This is a genomic window from Tardiphaga sp. 841_E9_N1_2 (genome assembly GCF_051811065.1).
Taxonomy (GTDB): domain Bacteria; phylum Pseudomonadota; class Alphaproteobacteria; order Rhizobiales; family Xanthobacteraceae; genus Tardiphaga; species Tardiphaga robiniae.
Map to the genome: position 1 here is coordinate 5,912,455 of NZ_JBPWQC010000001.1, position 20,564 is coordinate 5,933,018.

24 protein-coding genes and 1 pseudogene are annotated in these 20,564 nt (G+C 59.0%); 14 read left to right on the top strand and 11 right to left on the bottom strand.

Annotation, left to right across the window (positions count from 1 at the left end):
• Positions 1 to 17 precede the first annotated feature (17 nt).
• Both AB8A50_RS28380 and AB8A50_RS28385 read right to left on the bottom strand, forming a co-directional pair.
• Positions 18 to 194, bottom strand: coding sequence for a hypothetical protein (locus AB8A50_RS28380; RefSeq protein ID WP_439079672.1), 177 nt, complete (start codon positions 192 to 194; stop codon positions 18 to 20).
• Between the two features lie 295 nt (positions 195 to 489).
• Positions 490 to 585 (bottom strand): annotated as a pseudogene (locus AB8A50_RS28385) (IS5/IS1182 family transposase); the annotation flags it as partial.
• Positions 586 to 988: 403 nt separating this feature from the next.
• Between AB8A50_RS28385 and AB8A50_RS28390 the strand changes: the two are divergent.
• The gene (locus tag AB8A50_RS28390) at positions 989 to 1,243 is read left to right on the top strand and encodes a hypothetical protein (protein ID WP_439079673.1); all 255 of its coding nucleotides are present in this window, start codon (positions 989 to 991) and stop codon (positions 1,241 to 1,243) included.
• 354 nt (positions 1,244 to 1,597) lie between these two features.
• Here AB8A50_RS28390 and AB8A50_RS28395 read toward each other — a convergent pair whose 3' ends face one another.
• The 3 genes from AB8A50_RS28395 to AB8A50_RS28405 form a co-directional block, all read right to left on the bottom strand.
• On the bottom strand, positions 1,598 to 1,789 hold the full coding sequence (locus AB8A50_RS28395) for a hypothetical protein (RefSeq protein WP_439079674.1): 192 nt from the start codon (positions 1,787 to 1,789) through the stop codon (positions 1,598 to 1,600).
• Positions 1,790 to 2,310: 521 nt separating this feature from the next.
• Positions 2,311 to 3,096 (bottom strand): outer membrane protein, encoded by a 786-nt coding sequence (locus tag AB8A50_RS28400; RefSeq protein WP_439079675.1) that lies wholly within the window; start codon positions 3,094 to 3,096, stop codon positions 2,311 to 2,313.
• Between the two features lie 225 nt (positions 3,097 to 3,321).
• Positions 3,322 to 3,588 (bottom strand): hypothetical protein, encoded by a 267-nt coding sequence (locus AB8A50_RS28405; protein ID WP_439079676.1) that lies wholly within the window; start codon positions 3,586 to 3,588, stop codon positions 3,322 to 3,324.
• Between the two features lie 656 nt (positions 3,589 to 4,244).
• Between AB8A50_RS28405 and AB8A50_RS28410 the strand changes: the two genes are divergently transcribed.
• Together AB8A50_RS28410 and AB8A50_RS28415 are read left to right on the top strand one after the other, a co-directional pair.
• Positions 4,245 to 4,535, top strand: coding sequence for an HdeA/HdeB family chaperone (locus AB8A50_RS28410; RefSeq protein WP_439079677.1), 291 nt, complete (start codon positions 4,245 to 4,247; stop codon positions 4,533 to 4,535).
• A gap of 25 nt (positions 4,536 to 4,560) precedes the next feature.
• Positions 4,561 to 4,854, top strand: a complete 294-nt coding sequence (locus tag AB8A50_RS28415) for an HdeA/HdeB family chaperone (RefSeq protein ID WP_439079678.1) — start codon at positions 4,561 to 4,563, stop codon at positions 4,852 to 4,854.
• A gap of 115 nt (positions 4,855 to 4,969) precedes the next feature.
• Here the strand turns inward: AB8A50_RS28415 and AB8A50_RS28420 are convergent, their stop codons facing one another.
• The 4 genes from AB8A50_RS28420 to AB8A50_RS28435 all read right to left on the bottom strand — a co-directional run bounded on the left by AB8A50_RS28420 (position 4,970) and on the right by AB8A50_RS28435 (position 6,625).
• Positions 4,970 to 5,314, bottom strand: a complete 345-nt coding sequence (locus AB8A50_RS28420; RefSeq protein ID WP_439079679.1) for a hypothetical protein — start codon at positions 5,312 to 5,314, stop codon at positions 4,970 to 4,972.
• A 65-nt stretch (positions 5,315 to 5,379) separates the two neighbouring features.
• Positions 5,380 to 5,760 carry an alpha/beta fold hydrolase gene (locus AB8A50_RS28425; protein WP_439079680.1) on the bottom strand — a complete coding sequence of 127 codons (381 nt, stop codon included), beginning with the start codon at positions 5,758 to 5,760 and terminating at the stop codon, positions 5,380 to 5,382.
• A 301-nt stretch (positions 5,761 to 6,061) separates the two neighbouring features.
• Positions 6,062 to 6,301 carry a hypothetical protein gene (locus AB8A50_RS28430; RefSeq protein ID WP_175365712.1) on the bottom strand — a complete coding sequence of 80 codons (240 nt, stop codon included), beginning with the start codon at positions 6,299 to 6,301 and terminating at the stop codon, positions 6,062 to 6,064.
• Positions 6,302 to 6,346: 45 nt separating this feature from the next.
• Complete coding sequence (locus AB8A50_RS28435) at positions 6,347 to 6,625, bottom strand: hypothetical protein (RefSeq protein WP_439079681.1); 279 nt, start codon at positions 6,623 to 6,625, stop codon at positions 6,347 to 6,349.
• 258 nt (positions 6,626 to 6,883) lie between these two features.
• Here AB8A50_RS28435 and AB8A50_RS28440 point away from each other — a divergent pair, with 258 nt between their 5' ends.
• From AB8A50_RS28440 to AB8A50_RS28470, 7 genes are all read left to right on the top strand, one after another.
• Complete coding sequence (locus AB8A50_RS28440; RefSeq protein ID WP_439079682.1) at positions 6,884 to 8,431, top strand: ABC transporter substrate-binding protein; 1,548 nt, start codon at positions 6,884 to 6,886, stop codon at positions 8,429 to 8,431.
• 14 nt (positions 8,432 to 8,445) lie between these two features.
• Complete coding sequence (locus AB8A50_RS28445; RefSeq protein ID WP_439079683.1) at positions 8,446 to 10,080, top strand: ABC transporter substrate-binding protein; 1,635 nt, start codon at positions 8,446 to 8,448, stop codon at positions 10,078 to 10,080.
• 10 nt (positions 10,081 to 10,090) lie between these two features.
• Positions 10,091 to 11,071 (top strand): ABC transporter permease, encoded by a 981-nt coding sequence (locus AB8A50_RS28450; RefSeq protein ID WP_439079684.1) that lies wholly within the window; start codon positions 10,091 to 10,093, stop codon positions 11,069 to 11,071.
• Between the two features lie 2 nt (positions 11,072 to 11,073).
• The gene (locus AB8A50_RS28455) at positions 11,074 to 11,955 is read left to right on the top strand and encodes an ABC transporter permease (protein WP_439079685.1); all 882 of its coding nucleotides are present in this window, start codon (positions 11,074 to 11,076) and stop codon (positions 11,953 to 11,955) included.
• Entirely contained in the window at positions 11,955 to 12,974 is a 1,020-nt protein-coding gene (locus AB8A50_RS28460) for an ABC transporter ATP-binding protein (protein ID WP_175365706.1), read from the top strand. Before AB8A50_RS28455 ends, AB8A50_RS28460 begins: the two co-directional genes overlap by 1 nt.
• Positions 12,975 to 12,977: 3 nt before the next feature.
• Positions 12,978 to 13,913, top strand: a complete 936-nt coding sequence (locus tag AB8A50_RS28465) for an ABC transporter ATP-binding protein (protein ID WP_439079686.1) — start codon at positions 12,978 to 12,980, stop codon at positions 13,911 to 13,913.
• A 269-nt stretch (positions 13,914 to 14,182) separates the two neighbouring features.
• Positions 14,183 to 15,010, top strand: coding sequence for a MetQ/NlpA family ABC transporter substrate-binding protein (locus tag AB8A50_RS28470; RefSeq protein WP_439079687.1), 828 nt, complete (start codon positions 14,183 to 14,185; stop codon positions 15,008 to 15,010).
• Between the two features lie 74 nt (positions 15,011 to 15,084).
• Here the strand turns inward: AB8A50_RS28470 and AB8A50_RS28475 are convergent, their stop codons facing one another.
• A complete protein-coding gene (locus tag AB8A50_RS28475) occupies positions 15,085 to 16,452 on the bottom strand; it encodes an LLM class flavin-dependent oxidoreductase (RefSeq protein ID WP_439079688.1) in 1,368 nt (455 codons plus the stop codon).
• 423 nt (positions 16,453 to 16,875) lie between these two features.
• Between AB8A50_RS28475 and AB8A50_RS28480 the strand changes: the two genes are divergently transcribed.
• The 4 genes from AB8A50_RS28480 (at position 16,876) to AB8A50_RS28495 (ending at position 20,152) form a co-directional block, all read left to right on the top strand.
• The gene (locus tag AB8A50_RS28480) at positions 16,876 to 17,799 is read left to right on the top strand and encodes a sulfurtransferase (RefSeq protein WP_439080051.1); all 924 of its coding nucleotides are present in this window, start codon (positions 16,876 to 16,878) and stop codon (positions 17,797 to 17,799) included.
• Positions 17,796 to 19,058 (top strand): YeeE/YedE family protein, encoded by a 1,263-nt coding sequence (locus AB8A50_RS28485; protein ID WP_439079689.1) that lies wholly within the window; start codon positions 17,796 to 17,798, stop codon positions 19,056 to 19,058. The genes AB8A50_RS28480 and AB8A50_RS28485 overlap by 4 nt, the downstream gene beginning before the upstream one ends.
• 270 nt (positions 19,059 to 19,328) lie before the next feature.
• Positions 19,329 to 19,520, top strand: a complete 192-nt coding sequence (locus AB8A50_RS28490) for a hypothetical protein (RefSeq protein ID WP_439079690.1) — start codon at positions 19,329 to 19,331, stop codon at positions 19,518 to 19,520.
• A gap of 59 nt (positions 19,521 to 19,579) precedes the next feature.
• Positions 19,580 to 20,152, top strand: a complete 573-nt coding sequence (locus AB8A50_RS28495) for a helix-turn-helix domain-containing protein (protein ID WP_439079691.1) — start codon at positions 19,580 to 19,582, stop codon at positions 20,150 to 20,152.
• 73 nt (positions 20,153 to 20,225) lie between these two features.
• Here AB8A50_RS28495 and AB8A50_RS28500 read toward each other — a convergent pair whose 3' ends face one another.
• On the bottom strand, positions 20,226 to 20,558 hold the full coding sequence (locus AB8A50_RS28500) for a hypothetical protein (RefSeq protein WP_210269028.1): 333 nt from the start codon (positions 20,556 to 20,558) through the stop codon (positions 20,226 to 20,228).
• Positions 20,559 to 20,564: the final 6 nt, after the last annotated feature.

Genomic DNA, 20,564 nt, shown 5'->3' on the forward strand with positions numbered 1-20,564 from the left:
GGCTTTGTGACTTCGTTTCAAGCCTTGGTCTTTTGCTTTAAGTTTGCGGTCAGTTCAGCCAGCGCTGCTAAAAACGGTAGATTTCGGCCCATCCATTTTTTCGAGATACGTAGGGCGACGACCGCGTGCGTGTCGTCTTCAGCGATGATGCGAGCTTCGGTTCGGAGCAAAGATGCCTGATCGAGAGAGTTCATCAAGTCTTACCTGTGATTTTCTTGTAGTTTTTCAGCTGTGAACTTTCGCGCTCTGCGTGTGCGAATGCCAGCGCTTTATATTTTATTTCGCGAACGAAAATTCCATCGTTCGTGCGGAGCGCGATGCGTCGGCGTGTTGCGCGTTGGCGGTGATGACCGACGGTTGAAATGAAGGCCCTGATAGTTGACATAGTCAGGAGCTTTTGCTCCTGCTGCAAATGAGCTGCGACGATGTGTCTAGGGCGTAGACTCGTTAGTACAGAGCAACACGCGACTTCTCCCAGATTGATGAAGGCTAGGGTGCGGACTCATTAGCACGCATCCAAATCCGGACTGATGCGAGTTTGATGAACGCCAGATAGGTAGCTGCGAGTTTGTCGTATCGGGTCGCTGATTGCGAACCCGCTAAATCTCTGGATTTAGTTCCGCTTATGGCGGATAACGAACGCGCTATAAACGTGCTCTTTTGTCATGGCATGGCCCCCTTAGCGGCGGGAGCGTCACTCTTAGGCACCGGAAGAGCCCAGGAATGGCCGGCGATGGTCATAACGTAATCCAGCCCATGTACGGGAGTCGACATAATTCATAGCCAATGCCGTTCTCAATATAACCCTCTGAGGCTGGAAACGGGCCGGTAGGGGACGAGGGTGACGTACGGCCCTCGGCTTGTCGCTTGGAGACATTCCGTTGATGTGGGTCAACGGAATTGATCCTTTCGCGCTCATGTTGGTCTCGGCCGCGTCTAAGGCGGCTCCGGCCATCTTTCAGTCCGCAAGCACGAAGAGGAGTCTGACATGCAGGGTCTTTCGATCAAGTCTGCAACCGTTACCGGGTTTGCTGCCAGTGCCTTTTTAGGGCTTGCTGGTGTCGCTCTTAGTCCGGCGCCGGCCACCGCGGTCGTGTATTGTCAGTACGTTGGCTATCCGCCGAGCTGCGTTGCGAGGGCCGGCGTCGCGCTCAGGCCTCGTCCGGTGGCGCGCGCTGCAGTCCGTCATAACGCCGGCGGCAATTTAAATGGCGGCGTTAATCGCGTAGGCGTGCGTCGATAGCCCCTGACATTCGCCTCGTTCCTATTATGGCGAGGTCCGTAAGATTTGGTACCGGCTGTTAACCCCTAGTGGCCCGGTTTGAAAGCAGCATGCCTGATTTATTTTTGGCACAAAGTGCACAGGACTTCCCCGGTGGGCAGGCATATAAAATGCTGTCTCAGCTGGCGGGACCACCATGTCAAAAGAACACCTTCATAGTGCCTTCGTCATCGTGGGGGGCTAGTCCCAGTCGCAATAGTTTTAGCTCTCGTTTTCTTAAAGCAAGGTCGGCTCTGCTGGCGAATTTATCGAGCGCGCCGATGCTAGACGCAGAGCTTTCTCGTCGAGAGTAACGCGAGGGCAGCTCATCAAGTGTCAACTAACGGCCTTCAGCCGGCCGTAGCCTTTCAGAAGCCTCGCCTGAGCCGCGACGACATGCTCGTGTTCCATTATCTCAAGCATACGCTGCAGAACGGCGTGCTTTTCACGCGGTCCAAGCTGAGCATAATCTCGCAGCACGAGTTGAGCGTCTTCCATCGCCTTGGTAACAATCTCGATGTCGCACATCAGGGCACCTCAAGCACTATAATTGGGCGGCGACTCCGCTAGGCGCAGGCCCGCGCTCTCCTGCGAGCGATCGGCGGCCACAATTTCTCTGTTCTGCCGCAGCGGAAGATTTCTTGGGGCGAGACACGCAGCATGGACGCGATTAGGCTGCCCATCTGGTTACGAATGATCTTGGTCTCAGGCGCTGCCGTTCTTATTGCGAGCGCTGGCTTGTTCGCCTGGCACTGGCAAACCTGGCCTAAAACCCTCACCATTGCAGTGGGTTCGTTGGATGGCGAGGCGAGCAGGTTAGTGTCAGCACTGGCCAGTAAGCTTGCGCAGCAGAAGTAACAGACCGGAGCCGGGCCGAGCCTTCTTCCCAACGCATAGGCCAATCTCAAGAGCTTTTGATCTGAAAGATGGGCACAGCTCTGTGGCAAGAAGGAACTGGGTAACTCATCGCCGTGAATACGTCGGTCCAACGCTCACGTTATGGAGGGCCGGAGTGTGGCCGGCCCTCCGCGCATCTGTGTGTCGGTTCTTCAGTATTTGGCAACCACACTACCGGGGCCGCCAAAGCGATAATTTATACGGAGCGTAACCAGATCGATATCTTGTCCGATTCGGTTGGCTGCACCGGCGAGAATGGGATTGGGCACTGAGAAGGAGTTATTTGCATCCCCCATGAAGAGACGATCGTATTCGATACCGAACGACCAGTTCGGCGCGAAGCCGTATTCCCATCCGACGCCAACGACGCCGCCCCATCGAGTTGCGCTAGCCGACGCCACGTTAATGCCGCTCGCCGTATTCCATACGTCCAGTCTGCTCCTTGCGGTCGCAGCGCCGCCCTTCAGGTAGAAGAGGGAGGCATTCCAAGCATAACCGATCTGGCCTGTAATGAGCCCGAGGGCATCCACTTTGACGCCGGTTGAATAGACAGGATTGAGCCTACTAACGCTGGAGCCGGTGAGATCTGCCCAGTCGCCCTGACCTTCCAGGCCGAAGACAAACTGGCCGGACTGCCAACGATAGCCAACCTGACCACCAAAAACGCCTCCCGAGCGGTCGGCACAGCCGTCTGCGATCGTTGCACCGGCCAATGGGACGATACCCCAGCAATTACGACTGGATCCCCAGCCGCCATTGATGCCGATATAAAAACCGGTCCAGTCATAAACGGTGGCAACGAGAACCGGTGGTGCTTTGTACGCACGCGCAGGAAGATCAGCGGCCATAGCAGGTGCTGACATCGCAATAAGACCGATCGTAGCTAGTAAGTGCCTTTTCATGATCTGCATCCTTACTTCTTCAGAAGAACGGGTCATTGTTCGCGCAACATAGGCGCCGCGGGCTGGATGACCCGTGCCAGAATGGCAACACTCGAGACTATTATTCCGGTGGATGATTTTGAATTGCTGCTCGTCCTGCCATTAAAGCCGAACGTTCTGAACGCCTACCAGAGCACAGTGCGACGGGCCTGGAATGGCTATCGGTTGCAGGAAGGAAGGCTCCGCATCGAGCGAGATAGTGCGGCGTATTCTACCGCCGTTCTAAGTCGGTGAGCCGTTCTTGTCTGATTGATCGACCGCGTAGCGCGCTTCAAACCATGCAAGAATCTTCTCCGACGGAATTGCCACTCTCGGACGATAGGGATTGATAGTGCCCGCGGTCACGATCAGACCTGCGTCGAACTTCCGTCGCGCAAACGCCTTGGCTTCCGCCTCGGTTTCAAAGATCTTGCTCAGTCGGGGATTTCGCCGTTGTAACAACGTACCGCTTCTAGGTACTTCAAAGGTGACATACCAGACGCAAGTCATGTTTATTTCAGCCGGTGCGACGAGATTTGCTCGAATGACCGTGATTTTCGCTAAGGGGCTCCCCGGCCAAGTCGAACGCGGTCAACGGATAATTTCTTACGAAGTCATCGGCCACAGCATCCGCGATGGCTCGTTGACCCAAGTCAATGAAACGGTTTTCCACGCGCGAGGTGCCAGCGACGGACCTCTACTCGACGAACGCTCTTCAGGCGCGGCGATGTCTGCGTCCTCCGTTTGCTGACGAAGTGAATCGCACCACTGCCGCGATCAATCACGGGACTGAGCTGTCACTGGTATAAAGCGCAGACGCCGGCCTGCCATCGCACACACCTGCGAACCGCGCGGCGAGTTTGTCGAACGGTCGTTCGCGCGACGCATACACCGTCTATTCGGGTTCTGCCGGGGCCGCATCCAATTGCGATTTCGATGACCATGGCGTTTGGTCCAGGAAGGGGGGGCAGCGTCATACCATACGCCGAAGATGCCGTTGATAGCCCTAGCAAGACCAGTGCGGTTGATCTGAACATTTTGCCTCTCCACGGGCTGTGCAGGCGAAACCTCCGTCACTGTTGCCCACGAAACGTGGGGCCTACTCTTGATATAGATCAACGTTTGCTCCGGCGACATCAAGAAGGTGTTCACATAAGGAGTGCATCATGAAGAAGTTGTCCTACCTCTCGCTCATTGGCCTGGTCTTCACATCGGTGGCACAAGCTCAAGTGTCCTTGGACATGGCGCGGGTCAGCTGCGCGCAGTACATGGCTCTGTCTGCGTCGGACTCTGCCGTTTTCTCGGCATGGATGAGTGGTTGGTTCAATCAGAAGACCGGCTATGTCTACGTGGATCTGGATGCGTATGCCCGGAACGTCGCCAACTTAAAGTCCTGGTGCGCTTCCAATCCAACGCAAACAGTTATGTCGGGACTTCAGCGGGCGACAAGCCGATAGATGTCACAAGAGAAATGGGGAAGGTATGAACAGATACATCGCGTCATGCTGCCTTGTGCTGACCGGCACGCCGATATCGCCGGTCAACGCGCAAGTCGTGATCGATCTTTCGCAGATCACTTGCGGGCAATTCCTGAAGACGGATACTGAACGCCAAGCTCTGATCGGCTGGTGGATGAGCGGCTATTTCAGCGCGACCAAAAACCTCAACGAGCTGGATCTGCGGTACGTCAAACGGAACGTTAAGGTAGTCACAGAGTACTGCAAAAAAAATAAGACCTACACCGTTATGAACGCGATGCAAAAAAACTGGCGATAAGCACTGTTACGAATTAACGCCGAGGACCGCCGGGGGTGGGGCGGAAGCAGACCGTCCCATTAGCGGAAGTTTGCTGGACTGAGTGGATAATCTCACCCAGTCCAACACCCTCGACTTACTGACAGTTATACATGATGCCATCGCCGCCCTTGATCGCGGTGCCGGGCGTGCAGCCGATACCATTGCGCGCAGCGTAGTCGCTCCAGCCTGCGTAGCTGAATCCGGCGCCGCTCCATGGCCCATTATAATAGTGGGCCCTCACAGCGTACCAAGGAAGGCCAGTCGCAGTGTAGTAGTCACTCCCGAGATAACCTCTCCTGATGTAGACGCGGGTCTGTGCCTCCGCCTGACTGACTGTCAGCGATAGACCACCTTGCTCAGTCCAGCCCGGCGACAGCAGCGTCGCAGATGCCAGGCTTGCCGCAGCAATTATCGTTGTTCGCAGAGTAGTCGTCCTCATGCCTACTTCCTCCGTTGCCCATCCCCATCTCTCATCTTTAATTTGGCAGCGGAGATTACGTTGACCTAGATCAAGCAATTTTCCAGGCGAGGGAGGTGATGTGTTGGATATCCGATCCAGGATCCGATATCGTGCCCGACGAAATAATGGCGTCCAACACCTATGGTCTTGAGGAAGCTGTTGATTCGTTTCGCCGCTGTCGCTGTGTCGTAGCCATCCAGCGGCTTGTCGCTATCGCCCTGGCCCGGAAGGTCGAGCGCGATCACTTCATAGGCATCGGTGAGCAGAGGAATGACGCGCCGCCATGCGTAGACGCTTTGCGGAAAGCCGGCGATCAAAACGACGGCAGGTCCCTTGCCACCGCGGATATAATGAAAACGAATACCGTCCGATTTCGTCAGCTTCTGCTGAAGGGGGCGGCCGGTATGATCCAGATAGACAGCCATTGTTCTGTTCTCTGTCGTTTCGCTTCGGAAAGTAAGTAAAAGCGCTGCGCTTCAGTGGCAATGCCGATTCATGTAACTGGGGCTTTGGCAACACGGTGCGAGATCGCCCTGCGCGCCTTCCGCGAATTGCACGCCCGGGATGGTTGTTTGCGCCACCTGCGTTGCCGGACTGACGTCCAATCACATCGCGGGCGCAATTTCATCGTGGCCAACATTGGTGCACATGGTCTCCTTGAGGCTGTCGGAGAAATGGTAATCATATGGATGAATCCTGGAACGCATATGCCTAACTTGATCGCAGTTACAATTCATCCGCGAAGCGAATACCCAACTTCGATGCCATTGCTTGGGTAATGCAAACGGATCGTTTGAGCGATCTGGCGATCTTCTGAGCGGACAAGCCTCGCTCGGCCAATCCCTTTAGCTTGTGTTTCTCCACAGCCGTCCATTCGCGATAGCCTATCTGTCGCATACTGAACGTGATGGCCGAAGTCGGGCCGCGCCGCCGCTGGGTTAGAATGTTGTCATCGTCGATGCTCAAGCAGCTGCTCCCAATATTTTCAGGCCGTCGTTTTTCTCCGCGCCTTCAGTCGCTCATTTGCGTAACGACCAGCATCGACTCTCGGTCAGAGAATAAGATTTTTGAAGTCCAAAGATCGACGATCGAGAGTTCAATCATTCTCCTCGATACAAGTTCGATGAAGGAAAGCCTGCGCTGAGCAATCTCAAACGCGGGGCTATGGTATTCCCAAGGTGCGAAGCCGAAGATTTCGGCGACGGCTGGTACATCGTCGGCGGCCGTGGATGCGGCGCCTGTTGACCTGCCAAAAGACGGGCCTGCTTGCGAAGTAGAAAGCTTCTGCAATCGGCCGTGTTGGCGGCGCGATTGTCCTTGGTATCGTGTGCAATTCGAAATTGACGATTGATCGCGGTGGCGTCGATATATCGCGATGCCAAAGAAAACGCCGTTCGTCAGGCAATACAGATCGATCGATATCAAGCAGGGGGAAGAATGGTTGCCGCTACGCCACAGAATGATCGTCGTTGGATGGCTCTCCCTCGCTTGATCGCCGATAGATCATGTCGCGCAGTAGTCGGTCTGTTTTTCGCAGTTGGTGCGGCGATGCCAGCAGTGAGCTTTGCTCAAACGCCGCAGCGCGGCGGAACGCTAACGGCGATCATTCAACCCGAGCCGGTCATCCTCACGGCCGCCATCAACACCGCCGCGCCGACCGGAACGGTCAGCGGCAATATTTTTGATGGACTTGTGGACTACGACGCCAGCCTAAACCCTCAGCCGGCGCTGGCGGAGAGCTGGGAGACTGCGGCGGATGGATTGTCGCTCACCCTTCGCCTGCGCAAGGGCGTGCTCTGGCATGATGGCAAGCCGTTCACATCGGCGGATGTGAAGTGGACCTTGGAAAATGTCTGGACGACGATCCATCCGCGCAATCAGGCGACCTTCGCCAAGGTGAAGCAGGTCGATACCCCCGACGACAACACCGTCGTCTTGAGGCTGAGCGAACCTTCCCCCGCGATCCTCAGTTCGCTGAACAGCAACGGCGCGCAGGTGTTGCCCAAGCACCTGTATGACGGCACCGATATCCTCAACAATCCGAACAACAACAAGCCGGTCGGTACGGGGCCGTTCGTGTTCAAGGAATGGAAGCGCGGTGAGTACATCGTGCTGGAACGAAATCCGAATTACTGGGCCAAGGGAAAGCCGTATCTCGACAAGGTGATCTACAAGGTCGTTCCGGATGCAGCGGCCCGGTCGGCCGGCTTCGAGAAGGGCGAAATCCAGTATGGTTCGCTCAGTCCGGTGCCGCTCAAGGACGCCGAACGGCTCGGCAAGCTGCCCGGCCTCAAGATTGAAACCAGCGGGTATGAATGGTTGTCGCCGTTCCTGTTTCTCGATTTCAATGTCGAACGTGGACCGCTGAAGGATGCACGCGTTCGACACGCGCTGGCACGCGCGACCGATCGCAAGGCGATTTCCAACGTGGTCTGGTACGGCTTTGCCAAGCCCGCGACCAGCCCCGTTCCCTCAACGCTGGCGGCGTTCCACGATGCGAGCGCCGACAAGGATGCGTTCGACGTCAAATCGGCGGATGCGCTGTTGGATGAGGCCGGTTTCAAGCGCAACGCGGACGGCACGCGCTTCTCGCTGTTCATCGACTACATCCCTTATGGTGACGACTTCAAGCGGACCGCGGAATACATCAAGCAGGCGTTGAAGCGTGTCGGCGTCGACGTCACGATCAGGACGCAGGATACCGCGGCATTTACCAAGCGGGTCTACGGCGACCGTGACTTCGATCTTTCGATCGCATGGTTTGCAGCGTTTTCCGATCCGCAGATCGGCGTGACCCGCGCTTACTGGTCGGCATCTGTGGGGAAGAACATCCCGTGGACCAACGGCTCCGGCTACAAAAATGCCGAAGTCGACGACATCATCTCGAAGGTGCAGGGCGAAGCCAGTGCAGAGAAACGCATCGCCCTGTTCAAAGACTTTCAGAAGATCGTTCTGACCGACTTGCCGACGCTGCCGCTCGTGGAATTGAAGTTCTTCACTGTCCAGGCGGCGAATCTGAAGACCTCGGCCATTCGCGGCGATCAGGTTTATGGCAGCTTCCGCGATTTCTGGTTTGACGTTCCGAAGCAGAATTGAGCTGGGCAATCATCATGAAACTCTTTCGGGCAATCTCTTTCCAAACATCATTGGTCGCACGACTGTCGGTCCTGCTGGCGGCTGTGGCGGTCCTGCCGGCGACGCCGGCATGCGCAGCCGACGGTCCGAAGCGCGGTGGAACGTTGACAGCCATCGTGCAGCCTGAGCCGGTCACCCTGACGCCCGCATTCAATACGGCAACGCCGACGCAGATCGTTGCGGGAAATATCTTCGATGGTCTGGTCTATTACGACCCGGCGCTGAAGCCGCAGCCATCGCTCGCGATGGAGTGGAAAGTTACGGAGGATGGCCTCACCATCAGTTTCAACCTGCGCAAGGGCGTCAAGTGGCATGATGGCAAACCGTTCTCGTCCGCGGACGTGAAATGGAGCCTGGAGAATGTCTGGAAGACCATCCATCCGCGCAACAAGGCGATATTCGAGAACGTCGCTACGGTCGATACGCCTGACGATAATACGATCATCCTTCATTTGTCGAAGCCGTCGCTGCCAATTCTGAGCGTGCTCAACGCCGTCGGTGGGCCGATTCTGCCGAAGCATCTTTATGAAGGTACCGACATCCTGAACAATGCGTACAACAACAAGCCGGTCGGCACGGGGGCATTCGTCTTCAAGGAGTGGAAGAAGGGCGAATACATTCTGCTGGAACGCAATCCGGATTACTGGGAGCCCGCGAAACCCTATCTCGACAAAGTCATCTTCAGGATCATTCCCGACGCGGCGGCACGCGCGGCGGCGATCGAGAAGGGTGAGGTGCAATATGCGACATTCAATCCGGTGTCGTTCCGTGAGGTCGAGCGCCTTGCCAAGCTGCCGTCGCTAAAGGTCGATACACGCGGCTATGACTGGCTGTCGCCCGTGCTGTATCTCGATTTCAACGTCGAGAACCAGTATCTCAAGGACGTCCGCGTCCGTCAGGCCATCGCGTTTGCTCTAGACAAGGAAGCGCTGGGCAAGGTCGTCTGGTATGGCTACGGCAAGCCTGCTGTCAGCCCGGTTCCGACGGCGCTGACGGCATTTCACGATGCCAGCGTGCCCAAATATCCGTTCGACCTGAAAAAGGCCGAAGCCTTGCTCGACGAAGCCGGCTTCAGGCGCGGGCCTGATGGGGTGCGGTTCACGCTCAATCATGATTTCCTGCCTTACGGTGACGACTACAAGCGAACCGGCGAATATCTGAAGCAGGCGCTGAAACGTGTGGGTATCGAGATCAACATCCGCGCCCAGGACACCGCAGCTTTCATCAAACGCGTCTATGCCGACCGCGACTTCGACATTTCGAGCTCCTACAACGGCGCTTTCCCTGATCCGCAGATTGGTGTGGTTCGCGAATACTGGTCGGGCTGGCTCGGCAGCAAGACGCCGTGGACGAACGGGTCGGGCTACCGCAATGCCGAGGTCGATGGTCTGATCCAGGCCGCTGCGGTCGAAGGCAATCCGAAAAAGCGTACTGAAGATTTCAATCGCTTCCAGCAGATCGTTCAACGCGATCTGCCGACTTTGCCACTGCTCGAACTACGCTTCTTCACGCTGCACTCTTCGGCTCTGAAGGACGTCGTGTTGCAGGCGGACCAGTCCTATGGCTCGCTGAAGAATGCCTGGTTCGATCAGGCGCCGGCGCAGAATTGAGCGCCCGCGCATGATCCCTGTATCGGTCAGATTTTTCGGGCGGCGAGCCCTGCAACTCGTGATCGTGGTGCTGGGCATTGCCATCACCAATTTCTTCCTGCTGCGACTAGCGCCGGGCGATGCGGCGCAGGTGCTCGCAGGCGAGGCGGGCTCGGCGACGCCGGAATATCTGGCCGCACTGCGCAAGCAGTTCGGGCTCGATCAACCGCTGCCGGTGCAGTTCGCGCTCTATCTGCGCAACCTGCTGTCACTCAACCTCGGCTTCTCGTTCCGTCAGGGTTTGCCCGTGCTGGAACTGATCGCCCAGCGGCTCCCGGCAACGCTGTTGCTGATGGGAACGTCGATCACGTTCGCATTGCTGGTCGGCTCGGCGATGGGGGTAGCCGCCGCGCGCCGTGCAGGCAGGGCGACCGATACCGTGATCTCCAGCATCGCGCTGTTGTTCTATGCAACGCCCGTGTTCTGGACCGGGATCATGCTGATCGTGGTCTTCTCGGTGTGGCTCGACTGGCTACCGGTCGGCGGCATGACCAGCATCGAGCGTGGCTATACCGGCCTGGCCTATCTGAAAGATGTCGCGGCACATCTGGTACTTCCTGCAACCACGCTGGGGCTGTTCTTTCTGGCCGTCTATACGCGGTTGATGCGCGCGGCCATGATCGATGTGCAGCAGCAAGATTTTGTCAGGACTGCCGTCGCCAAGGGCCTTCGTCCGGGACGGATCGCCTATCGTCATGTTGTGCGAAATGCGTTGCTGCCTGTTCTCACCATGCTCGGCGTGCAGGTCGGCGCCGTGCTTGGCGGCGCTGTGCTGGTTGAAACCGTGTTTTCGTGGCCCGGGCTGGGGCGGCTCGCTTTTGAAGCGCTGTTTCAGCGCGACCTCAATCTGCTTCTCGGCATACTGCTGTGCAGTTCGGTCGTGGTGGTATTGGCGAATGCGGCGATCGACTTCCTGTATACCGTGCTCGACCCGCGCATTGAGCTCAGCTGACCATGGCCTTCGTCGATATCGTTGCGCATATCCCGCCGGCGCGCATCGCGCAGAATAACGCGTTCTTCCGGACCGCAAGACAGCCGTCGGCGGTTGTAGGCGTATTGCTGCTCGGGTTCGTCGTGGCCATGGCACTGCTCGCCAATCAGATTTTCCCTGGCGATCCCCTGGATTTTGTCGGTCAGCCATTCCAGCGTCCCGGCGAGGATCCCAGCTTCCCGCTCGGCACCGATATGCTGGGGCGCGATCTGGCGTCGGGGATATTTCACGGTGCGCGCATCTCGCTTCTGATCGGCGCGGTGGCGACCGCCATGTCGCTGGTGATTGGGGTCGATGTCGGCGCCTTCGCAGGATATTACGGCGGCAAGATCGATGCGTCGCTGATGCGGCTGACGGAGTTCTTCCAGACGATTCCGCCGTTTCTGTTCGCCCTGACCATCGTCGCCATCCTGCAGCCCTCCATCGCGACCATCGTCGGAGCGATCGGCGTCACAGCGTGGCCGAGCCTGGCACGGCTGGTGCGCGCCGAATTTCTCAAACTGCGCCACGGCGACATGGTGCAGGCGGAGATCGCGCTCGGTGCGTCCGATATGCGCATTATCTTCCGCCATCTGCTGCCCAACACGCTGGCGCCTATCATCGTCTCGGCATCAGTCATGGTCGCGACGGCCATCCTGACCGAATCTAGTCTGGCGTTTCTCGGTCTCGGCGATCCGAACGTTGTGAGCTGGGGTGGCATGGTCGGCGCCGGCCGCGAAGTCTTGCGTTCGGACTGGTACATCGCAACGCTGCCGGGCGTGGCGATCGTCGTTGCGGTGCTCGCGCTCAATCTGCTGGGGGATGGCCTCAATGACGCCGTCGACCCGAAACAGGAGCGCCGGTGATGGGCGAGCCAGTGCTGTCGGTCGATGGGCTGAGTGTCAGGTTCGACCGCAAGGGCGGCGCGCTGACCGCCGTGGACGGTCTCAGCTTCGATATCTCTGCGGGAGAGACGCTGGCCATCGTAGGCGAATCCGGCTGCGGAAAGTCGCTCACCGCTCTTGCCTTGCTTGGCCTCGTGGCGGCGCCCGGCCGCATCGAGGGTCGCTCTGTGAAGCTACAGGGGCGCGACATTCTTGGCCTTGAAGGCGAGGCGCTGCGCCGGCTGCGTGGCAACCGGATCGCGATGATCTTCCAGGAACCGATGACGGCGCTCAATCCGGTGCTGACCATCGGCGAGCAGATCATCGAGGCCATCACGGCACATGAGGACATTTCACACCAGAAGGCCCGCGATCGCGCAGTCTCATTGCTTGATCGGGTGCGGATTGCCGATCCACGTCGCCGCGTGAACGACTATCCGCACCATCTCTCCGGCGGCATGCGACAGCGGGTCATGATCGCCATCGCTCTCGCCTGCAATCCGGCGCTGCTGGTTGCCGACGAGCCGACCACGGCGCTCGACGTCACCATTCAATCGCAGATCCTGGAGTTGCTGGATCAGATCAAGCGCGAGTCCGGAACCGCCATTCTGTTGATCACGCACGATCTCGGTGTAGTCTCGGAATATTCCGATCGCGTGCTGGTGATGTATGCGGGCCGCAAGGTCGAGGAGCGCACCACCCGTGATCTTCTGAAGTCGCCGCTGCATCCCTATACGCGCGGATTGATCGCAGCGCGGCCGGGGCGCCATCACGTCAACGGCCTTCGTACCCGACTGAGCGAAATCCCGGGCATGGTGCCTTCGCTGGCCGAGATGCCGCATGGATGCGGCTTTGCCGCGCGATGCTCGTTTGTGGTCGACGCCTGCCGGATCGCGCGGCCGCCGCTGATACCCGTTGGCGCAGATGGCGCCGTAGCCTGTCTGAGAATTGAGGAAGCCCGTGCATCAGAACACGCAGCCGCTCGTTGCGACGCATATTGAGCCATGCTCACGGTGAACGATCTCGTCGTGCGCTTTGATTCTTCGCGCGGAACAGTGCACGCGGTTGACGGCGTCTCGTTGTCGATCAAGCCCGGTGAAACGCTTGGTCTCGTTGGGGAATCCGGCTGTGGGAAATCCACGCTCGGCCGGGCGATTGCGCGGCTGGTCGAGCCGCAAAGCGGCAGCGTTCGTCTGGGCGGCGTCGATCTGACGCGCCTGACACGGAGCGGCATGCGGCCCTATAGACGCGATATCCAGGTCGTATTCCAGGATCCGCTGGCCTCGCTTGATCCGCGCTGTACCGTCGGAATGCTGATCGGTGAACCGCTGAGGATTCATGGCATCGGCGATCGGCGACAGCGCCGTAACCGGATCGCCGATCTGCTTTCAAAAGTGGGACTTTCCGCGGATTCCGCCGACCGTTACCCGCATCAGTTCTCGGGTGGACAGCGGCAACGGATCGGCATTGCCCGCGCGCTGGCGCTTGATCCACGACTAATCATCCTGGATGAACCGGTCTCTGCGCTCGACGTGTCCGTGCAGGCCCAGATCCTGAACCTGCTGGTCGATCTGCAGTCCAAACTCGGCGTGGCGTATCTCTTCATTAGCCACGACCTGTCCGTGGTCGAATATGTCAGCGATCGCGTCGCGGTCATGTATCTCGGACGTATCGTGGAGACATCGACCCGGGAGAAATTGTGGTCAAGCCCCGCGCATCCCTACACGCGAGCGCTGTTTGACTCGATCCCGCGCATTGATACCGGCGATCTCGGTCGGCGGCGGCATATGGTGCAGGGCGATCTGCCGAGTGCCTATAATCCGCCTGAAGGATGCCACTTCCATACCAGGTGTCCGCGCGCAGAAGAGTTCTGTGCTGTGGAAAGCCCAATCCTTCGCACCGTGGCAGACAGCCACGTAGCGGCGTGCCATTTCGCTTGAATGCGCGGGCGCGCCACCGTCGGTGCTGTTGGTGCGAACGAAATCTGTGCGTGCATCGATAACTCCGTCGCGATCGACGATGCGATCCTGGCGCTGCCACTGTGTTTGTGCTGCGTTTCCCCTTGATCGCAGCAAAGTCTCTTCCAAACCGGGCTAACAAAAGAATTCCGTCAGCTCGGGAGAAATTCATAATCATTGGCGTGGCGGCGCAGCGAAAGTTGCCGGCCGCCGTCATCGTCATCTCGCACACTCACATAAGGGACTCGTCAATGAAATCGGACGTGTTGCGGCTGGCCACGCTCGCTCGCACCGGCGGGGTGGCCGCATTCCTGTTCGCCGCTATTGCAGCAGGTCTACCGGTCGCAAATGCACAAGAGCCAACGACCATTCGCGTGGGTGTCACGGCCGGCCCACATGCGGAAGTGCTCGACGCAGTCAAGAAAGTGGCCGCGGAGCGCGGGCTCGACATCAAGGTCGTCGAATTCACGGACTATGTGTTCCCGAACCAGGCCCTGGCCAACAAGGATCTTGAGGCCAATTCGTTTCAGCACGAGCCTTATCTGAAGAACCAGATCTCCAAGACCGGCTGGAAGCTCGTGAAGGTTGCCTACACCACGGTTTCTTCGATGGGCTTCTACGCGAAGAAGTACAAGAGCGTTGCCGATGTCCCAAATGGTGCGACGGTTGCGATTCCCAACGACCCGACCAATGGCGCGCGTTCGCTACAGATTCTGGCAGCCAATGGCGTGATCAAGCTTCGTGACCCCACCAGCGTCACTGCAGGGATCGTCGATATCGCGGAGAATCCCAAAAAGCTGAAATTTGTCGAGCTCGATGCCGCGCAGCTGTCGCGGTCGCTGGCAGATGTCGATGTGGCGGCGATCAACAACAACTATGCCGTCCAGGCTGGCCTCGATCCCGTGCGTGACAGCCTGATCAAGGAGCCGCTAGAAAGCCCATGGGTCAATATCATCGCCGTGCGGGAAGAGGACAAAGGCAAGCCATGGGTGGCGAAGCTGGTCGATGCCTATCACTCAGAACCGGTGAAGCAGTTCATCCTGACGCGATTCAAGGGCGCTTATCTGCCGTCGTGGTGATGGAGGTCTGGAGCCGTCACGCCAGCGTGGCGGCTTCGCGACAATTTGCTCAGGCGCGATAGGCCAGCTGGCCCTCAGCGGCGAAACTGCGCGCCGGGGTGCGTGCCATGAAGCAGGGCGTTCCGACCGGGGAACAGTTTCTCACGCAGGGTTCCCTGATCGTAGCAAGACTTGTACAGCCCGCGTGACTGCAATTCCGGCACCACCAGATCGACGAATGCCTCAAGCGATTCCGGTGCGACCAGACGGACGAGATTGAAGCCATCGATGTCCGTCTGTTCGGCCCAGTCGGCGAGCTCGTCCGCAACATCCTGCGGTGATCCGACGACGAAAGGAGCCCGCGCACCGATCGCGCTCAGGCTGGCGAGATCGCCGATGCGCAGCGGCGTTTCGCTGCGCAGCGTGAGGTTCTCGACCATCGACTGGATCGCGTTGCTCTCGACATATTGCAGCGCCTGATCCGGGCTGTAGGTCGAGAAATCGATACCGGTCCAGCCCGAGAGCAGCGCAAGCTGCCCTTTCTGGTCGACATAGTGGCTGTATTCCGCATGAAGATCATTCGCCTCCGCACGGGTCGGCGCAACGATCACGGTCAGACCGGCGAACAGCCGGATGTCGTAGGGATCGCGGCCAAAGTCCTTTGTGGCCGTCCGGATGTCGCGCACGGCCTTGGCGAGGATCGGCTTGGTCTGGCCGTTGAGAAAGATCGCCTCGGCATGTCTGGCGGCGAAGGCGCGCCCGCGCTTCGAGGCGCCAGCCTGATACAGCAATGGCGTGCGTTGCGGGGAGGGCTCGGAGAGGTGAATGCCATCGACGCGGTAATGCGGACCGTCGTGGCGGATGGCGTGAACCTTCGTTGGATCGGTGAACGTGCCGGTGGCACGATCGCGACGCACGGCGTCCTGCTCCCAGCTGCCTTCCCATAATTTGTAGGCAGCCGTGAGGAAGTCTTCGGCGACATCATAACGGTCGTCATGGGCACGGCCGGCCGCAAAGCCCATGCCGCGCGCGCCACTGTCGAGATAGCCGGTGACGATATTCCAGCCGATCCGTCCACGGGTCAGGTGGTCTAGCGTCGAAAATCGCCGCGCGAATTGGTAGGGATGCTCCAGCGACATATTGGACGTGATGCCGAAGCCGAGGTGCTTGGTGACCAGCGCCATGGCCGAGACCAGAAGCGTAGGGTCCGCATTCGGCAATTGCACGCCGTGCGACACGGCTGTGTCCGGGCTGTCACCGAACACGTCATAGACACCGAACACGTCAGCCAGAAAGATGCCGTCGAACAACCCGCGTTCGGCGATCTGCGCGTAGTCGATCCAGTAATCCAGATTGTTGTAATCGATGGATGCATCGCGCGGATGAGACCAGAGCCCGGCCCAGTTATGGCTAGGCGCGGTCATGTTGAAGGCATTGAAGCGAAGCTGTCGGCGGGTGGTCATGGGAGTCCTGGTTGGGAGGCAAGCGACGCGCGGATGTAGAGCTTGAGGGGCGCTATCGCAAGACTAGCCGTCAAATACAGTCGGAATGAGGGCCGCGGTCTGCTCCCTCCTCACTGGTGGCGCTATCCTGCAGTGCTTCTCAGACGGTGGGCTTGTCGCTGCGAATGCTCGTAACGAGCGCATATCACCTGCGACAGGTTGCCACGACCGGAAGGACATTCCGGGTGAGCGAGCTCGCACATTCGATCCATTCGGCGATTCCGACATTTGCGAGAAGGTCATTTTTGGCTGCGTCAGGCGGTCAATTGACGCGCTGCTGGTGCAGTGAGGAGATGCACTCGGGAAATTTGTCGGCCGGGGGCGACGTTCGGCAACTGAAATTCAGCCCTGTGCTCTGCCCATTGATGGAGAATGATTGTGAAACTGAAATCGATTATCGCAACGACGCTGGCCGTGGGCCTTGGCGCCGTCGCACTGGCGACAGCGTCATTGGCGCAGGGCAGCAGCCCGCTGGTCAATGGTGAATGGCTCGAGAAGAATCTGAACGATCCGAAGGTTCGCGTCGTCGAAGTCAGCGTCGAGCCGGGCATCTATGAGCGCGGCCATATCCCTGGCGCCCAGAATGTGGTGTGGCACACGGACCTCGTCGAAACGGTGACCCGTGATATCGCCTCAAAGGAGAAGTTCCAGGAATTGACGCGCAAGTTGGGCGTCGATCAAGACACCACCGTCGTTCTCTACGGTGACAACAACAACTGGTTCGCAGCCTGGGGTGCCTGGGTGTTTGATGTCTATGGCGTCAAGAACGTCAAGCTACTCGATGGCGGCCGCAAGAAGTGGGAGGCTGACAAGCGTCCGCTGGATACGCGCAATGCATCGGTACAGCTGGGCAAGCTGACGGTCTCCGAGCCGAACCAGAAGCTGCGTGCACGCCTCGCCGATATTCGCACGGCATCCGACAGCAAGAATGCGACAATTGTCGATATCCGCTCTGCCGATGAGTATTCCGGCAAGATCTTTGCGCCGCCCGGTTCGCAGGAACTAACGGTGCGGGCCGGCCACGTCCCCGGCGCGCTCAACGTGCCATGGGGCCGTGCGGTTAGCGAGGATGGCACCTTCAAATCGGCTGACGAGCTGAAGAAGCTGTATGCCGCCGCTGGCATCGACGGATCGAAGCCGATCATCGTCTATTGCCGGATCGGCGAGCGATCGAGCCACACCTGGTTCCTGCTCTCGAAAATCCTTGGCTATGACGTCAAGAACTATGACGGCTCGTGGACCGAATACGGCAACTCGGTCGGCGTCCCGGTCGTCAACGTCGCGGGCACGGTCTGGAGCGGCAAGTGACCGACGGCGCATCCGTGGAGACCCTCACAGGGTCTTCACATCGCGACGAACAGGCGCCGGGCATCGACCCGGCGCCTGCTGCGTTTGCGGACCACAAGGTTTCCGTCACAGTCGCTCTTGCTATTGTGCTGGCAATCGGCGTGTCCGCCTATGTGCTGCACGGGCAGGGCAGTCCGGCGCTCGCCATCTCGCTTCTGTTTGGCGCGGCGTTCGGTATCGTGCTGCAACGCGCGAGGTTCTGCTTCTTCTGCATGTTTCGCGAATGGTTCGATGACCGCGCATCGCAGGGTGTGCTGGGTCTTATCGTTGCACTGGCCGTTGGCTTGGTCGGCACGACGCTGGTGTTCGGTGCATGGCTGCCGGATGCCGGCACTGGGCGGCTGCCGCCGGATGCGTTTATCGGGCCTGTCAGCATCGCGCTGGTAGCTGCAGGCATGGCGTTCGGCGCCGGCATGGCCATCTCCGGTTCCTGCGTCAGCGCGCATCTCTATCGGCTTGGCGAGGGATCGGCCACAGCGTCATTCGCACTCATCGGCGTAATTATCGGCTTCGTGCTGGGCTTTGTCAGCTGGAACACCATCTATCTTGCCGCCGTTGCAGATGCGCCGGTGGTGTGGCTGCCGCGGACGCTCGGCTATGCCGGGCATCTGCTGGTCGCTGGCTTGGTGCTCGGCCTGATCGCCTATGCTGTGACGCGATCGGCTCCGCGGAAGCCAGCTGAGCATGCGCGCGCACGCGACCAGGCGACCGCGATCTTCGTTGATCGCTGGCCCGCATGGATTGGCGGTGCCATCATCGGCGTGCTCGCGACCATGTCGTATCTGCGCGTCGCGCCACTCGGTGTCACGGCCGAGATCGGCAGCCGCGCGCGACAGCTTGCAGGCGCATTGGAACTTGCACCGACACGGCTGCAAGGCCTCGATGGTCTGCGCGGCTGCATCGCCGTCGTCCGCGACGCGCTGCTGTCGCCGAATGGCGCGTTCGTGCTGGGACTGGTCGCCGCATCGCTGGCCGCGGCACTGGTGGCCGGGCAGTTCAAGCCGCAACGTCCGCGGATCGACCACGTCCTGCGCGGTCTAACGGGTGGCGTATTGCTGGGATGGGGCGCGATGACCGGCCTCGGCTGCACCGTCGGCACGTTGTTCTCCGGCATCACCGCCGGTGCGTTGTCGGGTTGGGTGTTTGGCGCGTCGCTGTTCACCGGCACGGCGGTCACGCTCTGGAGCGGTCGCCGGCTTGGCCTGTTGCCGCGCGGTTGATGCGCCGCAGCTTTTGGTTGCTGCTAGAAGAAGTCCTTCACAGGCAGCGGCGTGCTGTTGACCTTATAGACACCGATCGCCTGCGCCTTGCAGGTTACCGGGCTATGCGGCCGTCTCGAGGGAGGCATGCTCCACGCCGCGTCGCGCCTAGCATAGCTTGCTGTGCAGCTGCGTCCTCCGACACGTCTGTTGTTTTATTCTCCGGCGGCTTGTTTCGAGCCCTGACATCAATACCATATCGCTCAAGCTGTTGAAGATATGGAAAATTGCGTGGCAGATAGTTCAGCAAACGTGATCGATTTCAGCGCCTATCGGGCGCGCAAGACTGCAGTCCGCGAATCGAGCGCTCCGTCAGAGCAAGCCAATTTCTATCAGGGAGCGGTCTACTGGTTCTGGCCGATGATGGTCTGGATGCCAGTCCCGATGGACGCAACTGCTTTAACAAATCGGGACGCTTTGTGAGCGACGGCAGATTGAGCCCTGTTGCTGACGACCAGCTTCACCATCTAGCTGCGCCCGACATGCCAACGGATCTCCCGGCGATTGTCGGTCGCAATGTACGGCGCCTGCGAACCCGTCGTGGAGATTCGCTGGAGCGGCTTGCGAAGCAGTCAGGCGTAAGCCGCGCGATGCTCGGCCAGATCGAGACCGGCAAGAGCGTGCCGACGATCGGGCTGTTGTGGAAAGTCGCGAATGCGTTGAATGTCCCGTTCGCAAATCTGCTGCATTCCGAGGCGCCGCGTGGATCGGTGGTGTTGCGGCGTTCGGAGGCGAAGCTGCTCACATCGAGCCAGGGGCAGTTCAGTTCGCGTGCTTTGTTTCCCTTCGAGGGAAATCACGAGGTCGAATTTTACGAGCTCAAGATCGCAGCTCTGCATCGCGAGTCGGCAGAGGCGCATGCGCCTGGAACTCGTGAGAATCTGGTGGTCGTTAAGGGCGTGGTTGAACTTACCGTAGGATCGGAGAAGCCGCAGACCTTGGCCGAAGGCGACGCCGTCCTGTTCGAGGCGGACGTACCGCATGTCTACCGAAACCTCGTTGCGAGCGAGGCCGTGCTCTATCTCGTCATGACCTATGCGGACATTGCGTCGTAGCAACCTGACCGCAGAAACGAAGATGGCGAGCTGACAAAGCCAGCCCGCCATCTCTGTCAGTGAAAAGTCGCGATCAGGCCGCGGTCTTCATCGGCATGCACATCATCATCATGCCGCCGCAGTTCATCATCATCGGCATACCCATCTGCATCATGCTCATCATGTTCTCACAGCACTTCATGAACATGTCCTTCATGGCGGGATCCATCGGCATCATTTCGCAGGTCATGCCGTTGGCAGTCATGGTGCACTTCATCTGGCAGCCCATCATCGGCATGCCACCCATCATCATCGGGTTCATCATGCCACCGGCCATCATCGGGTTCATCATGCTACCCGACATCATCGGATTCATCATGCCGCCCATCATCATAGGCATCGGCATCATCTGCATTGCTGCGTTCATTGTCAG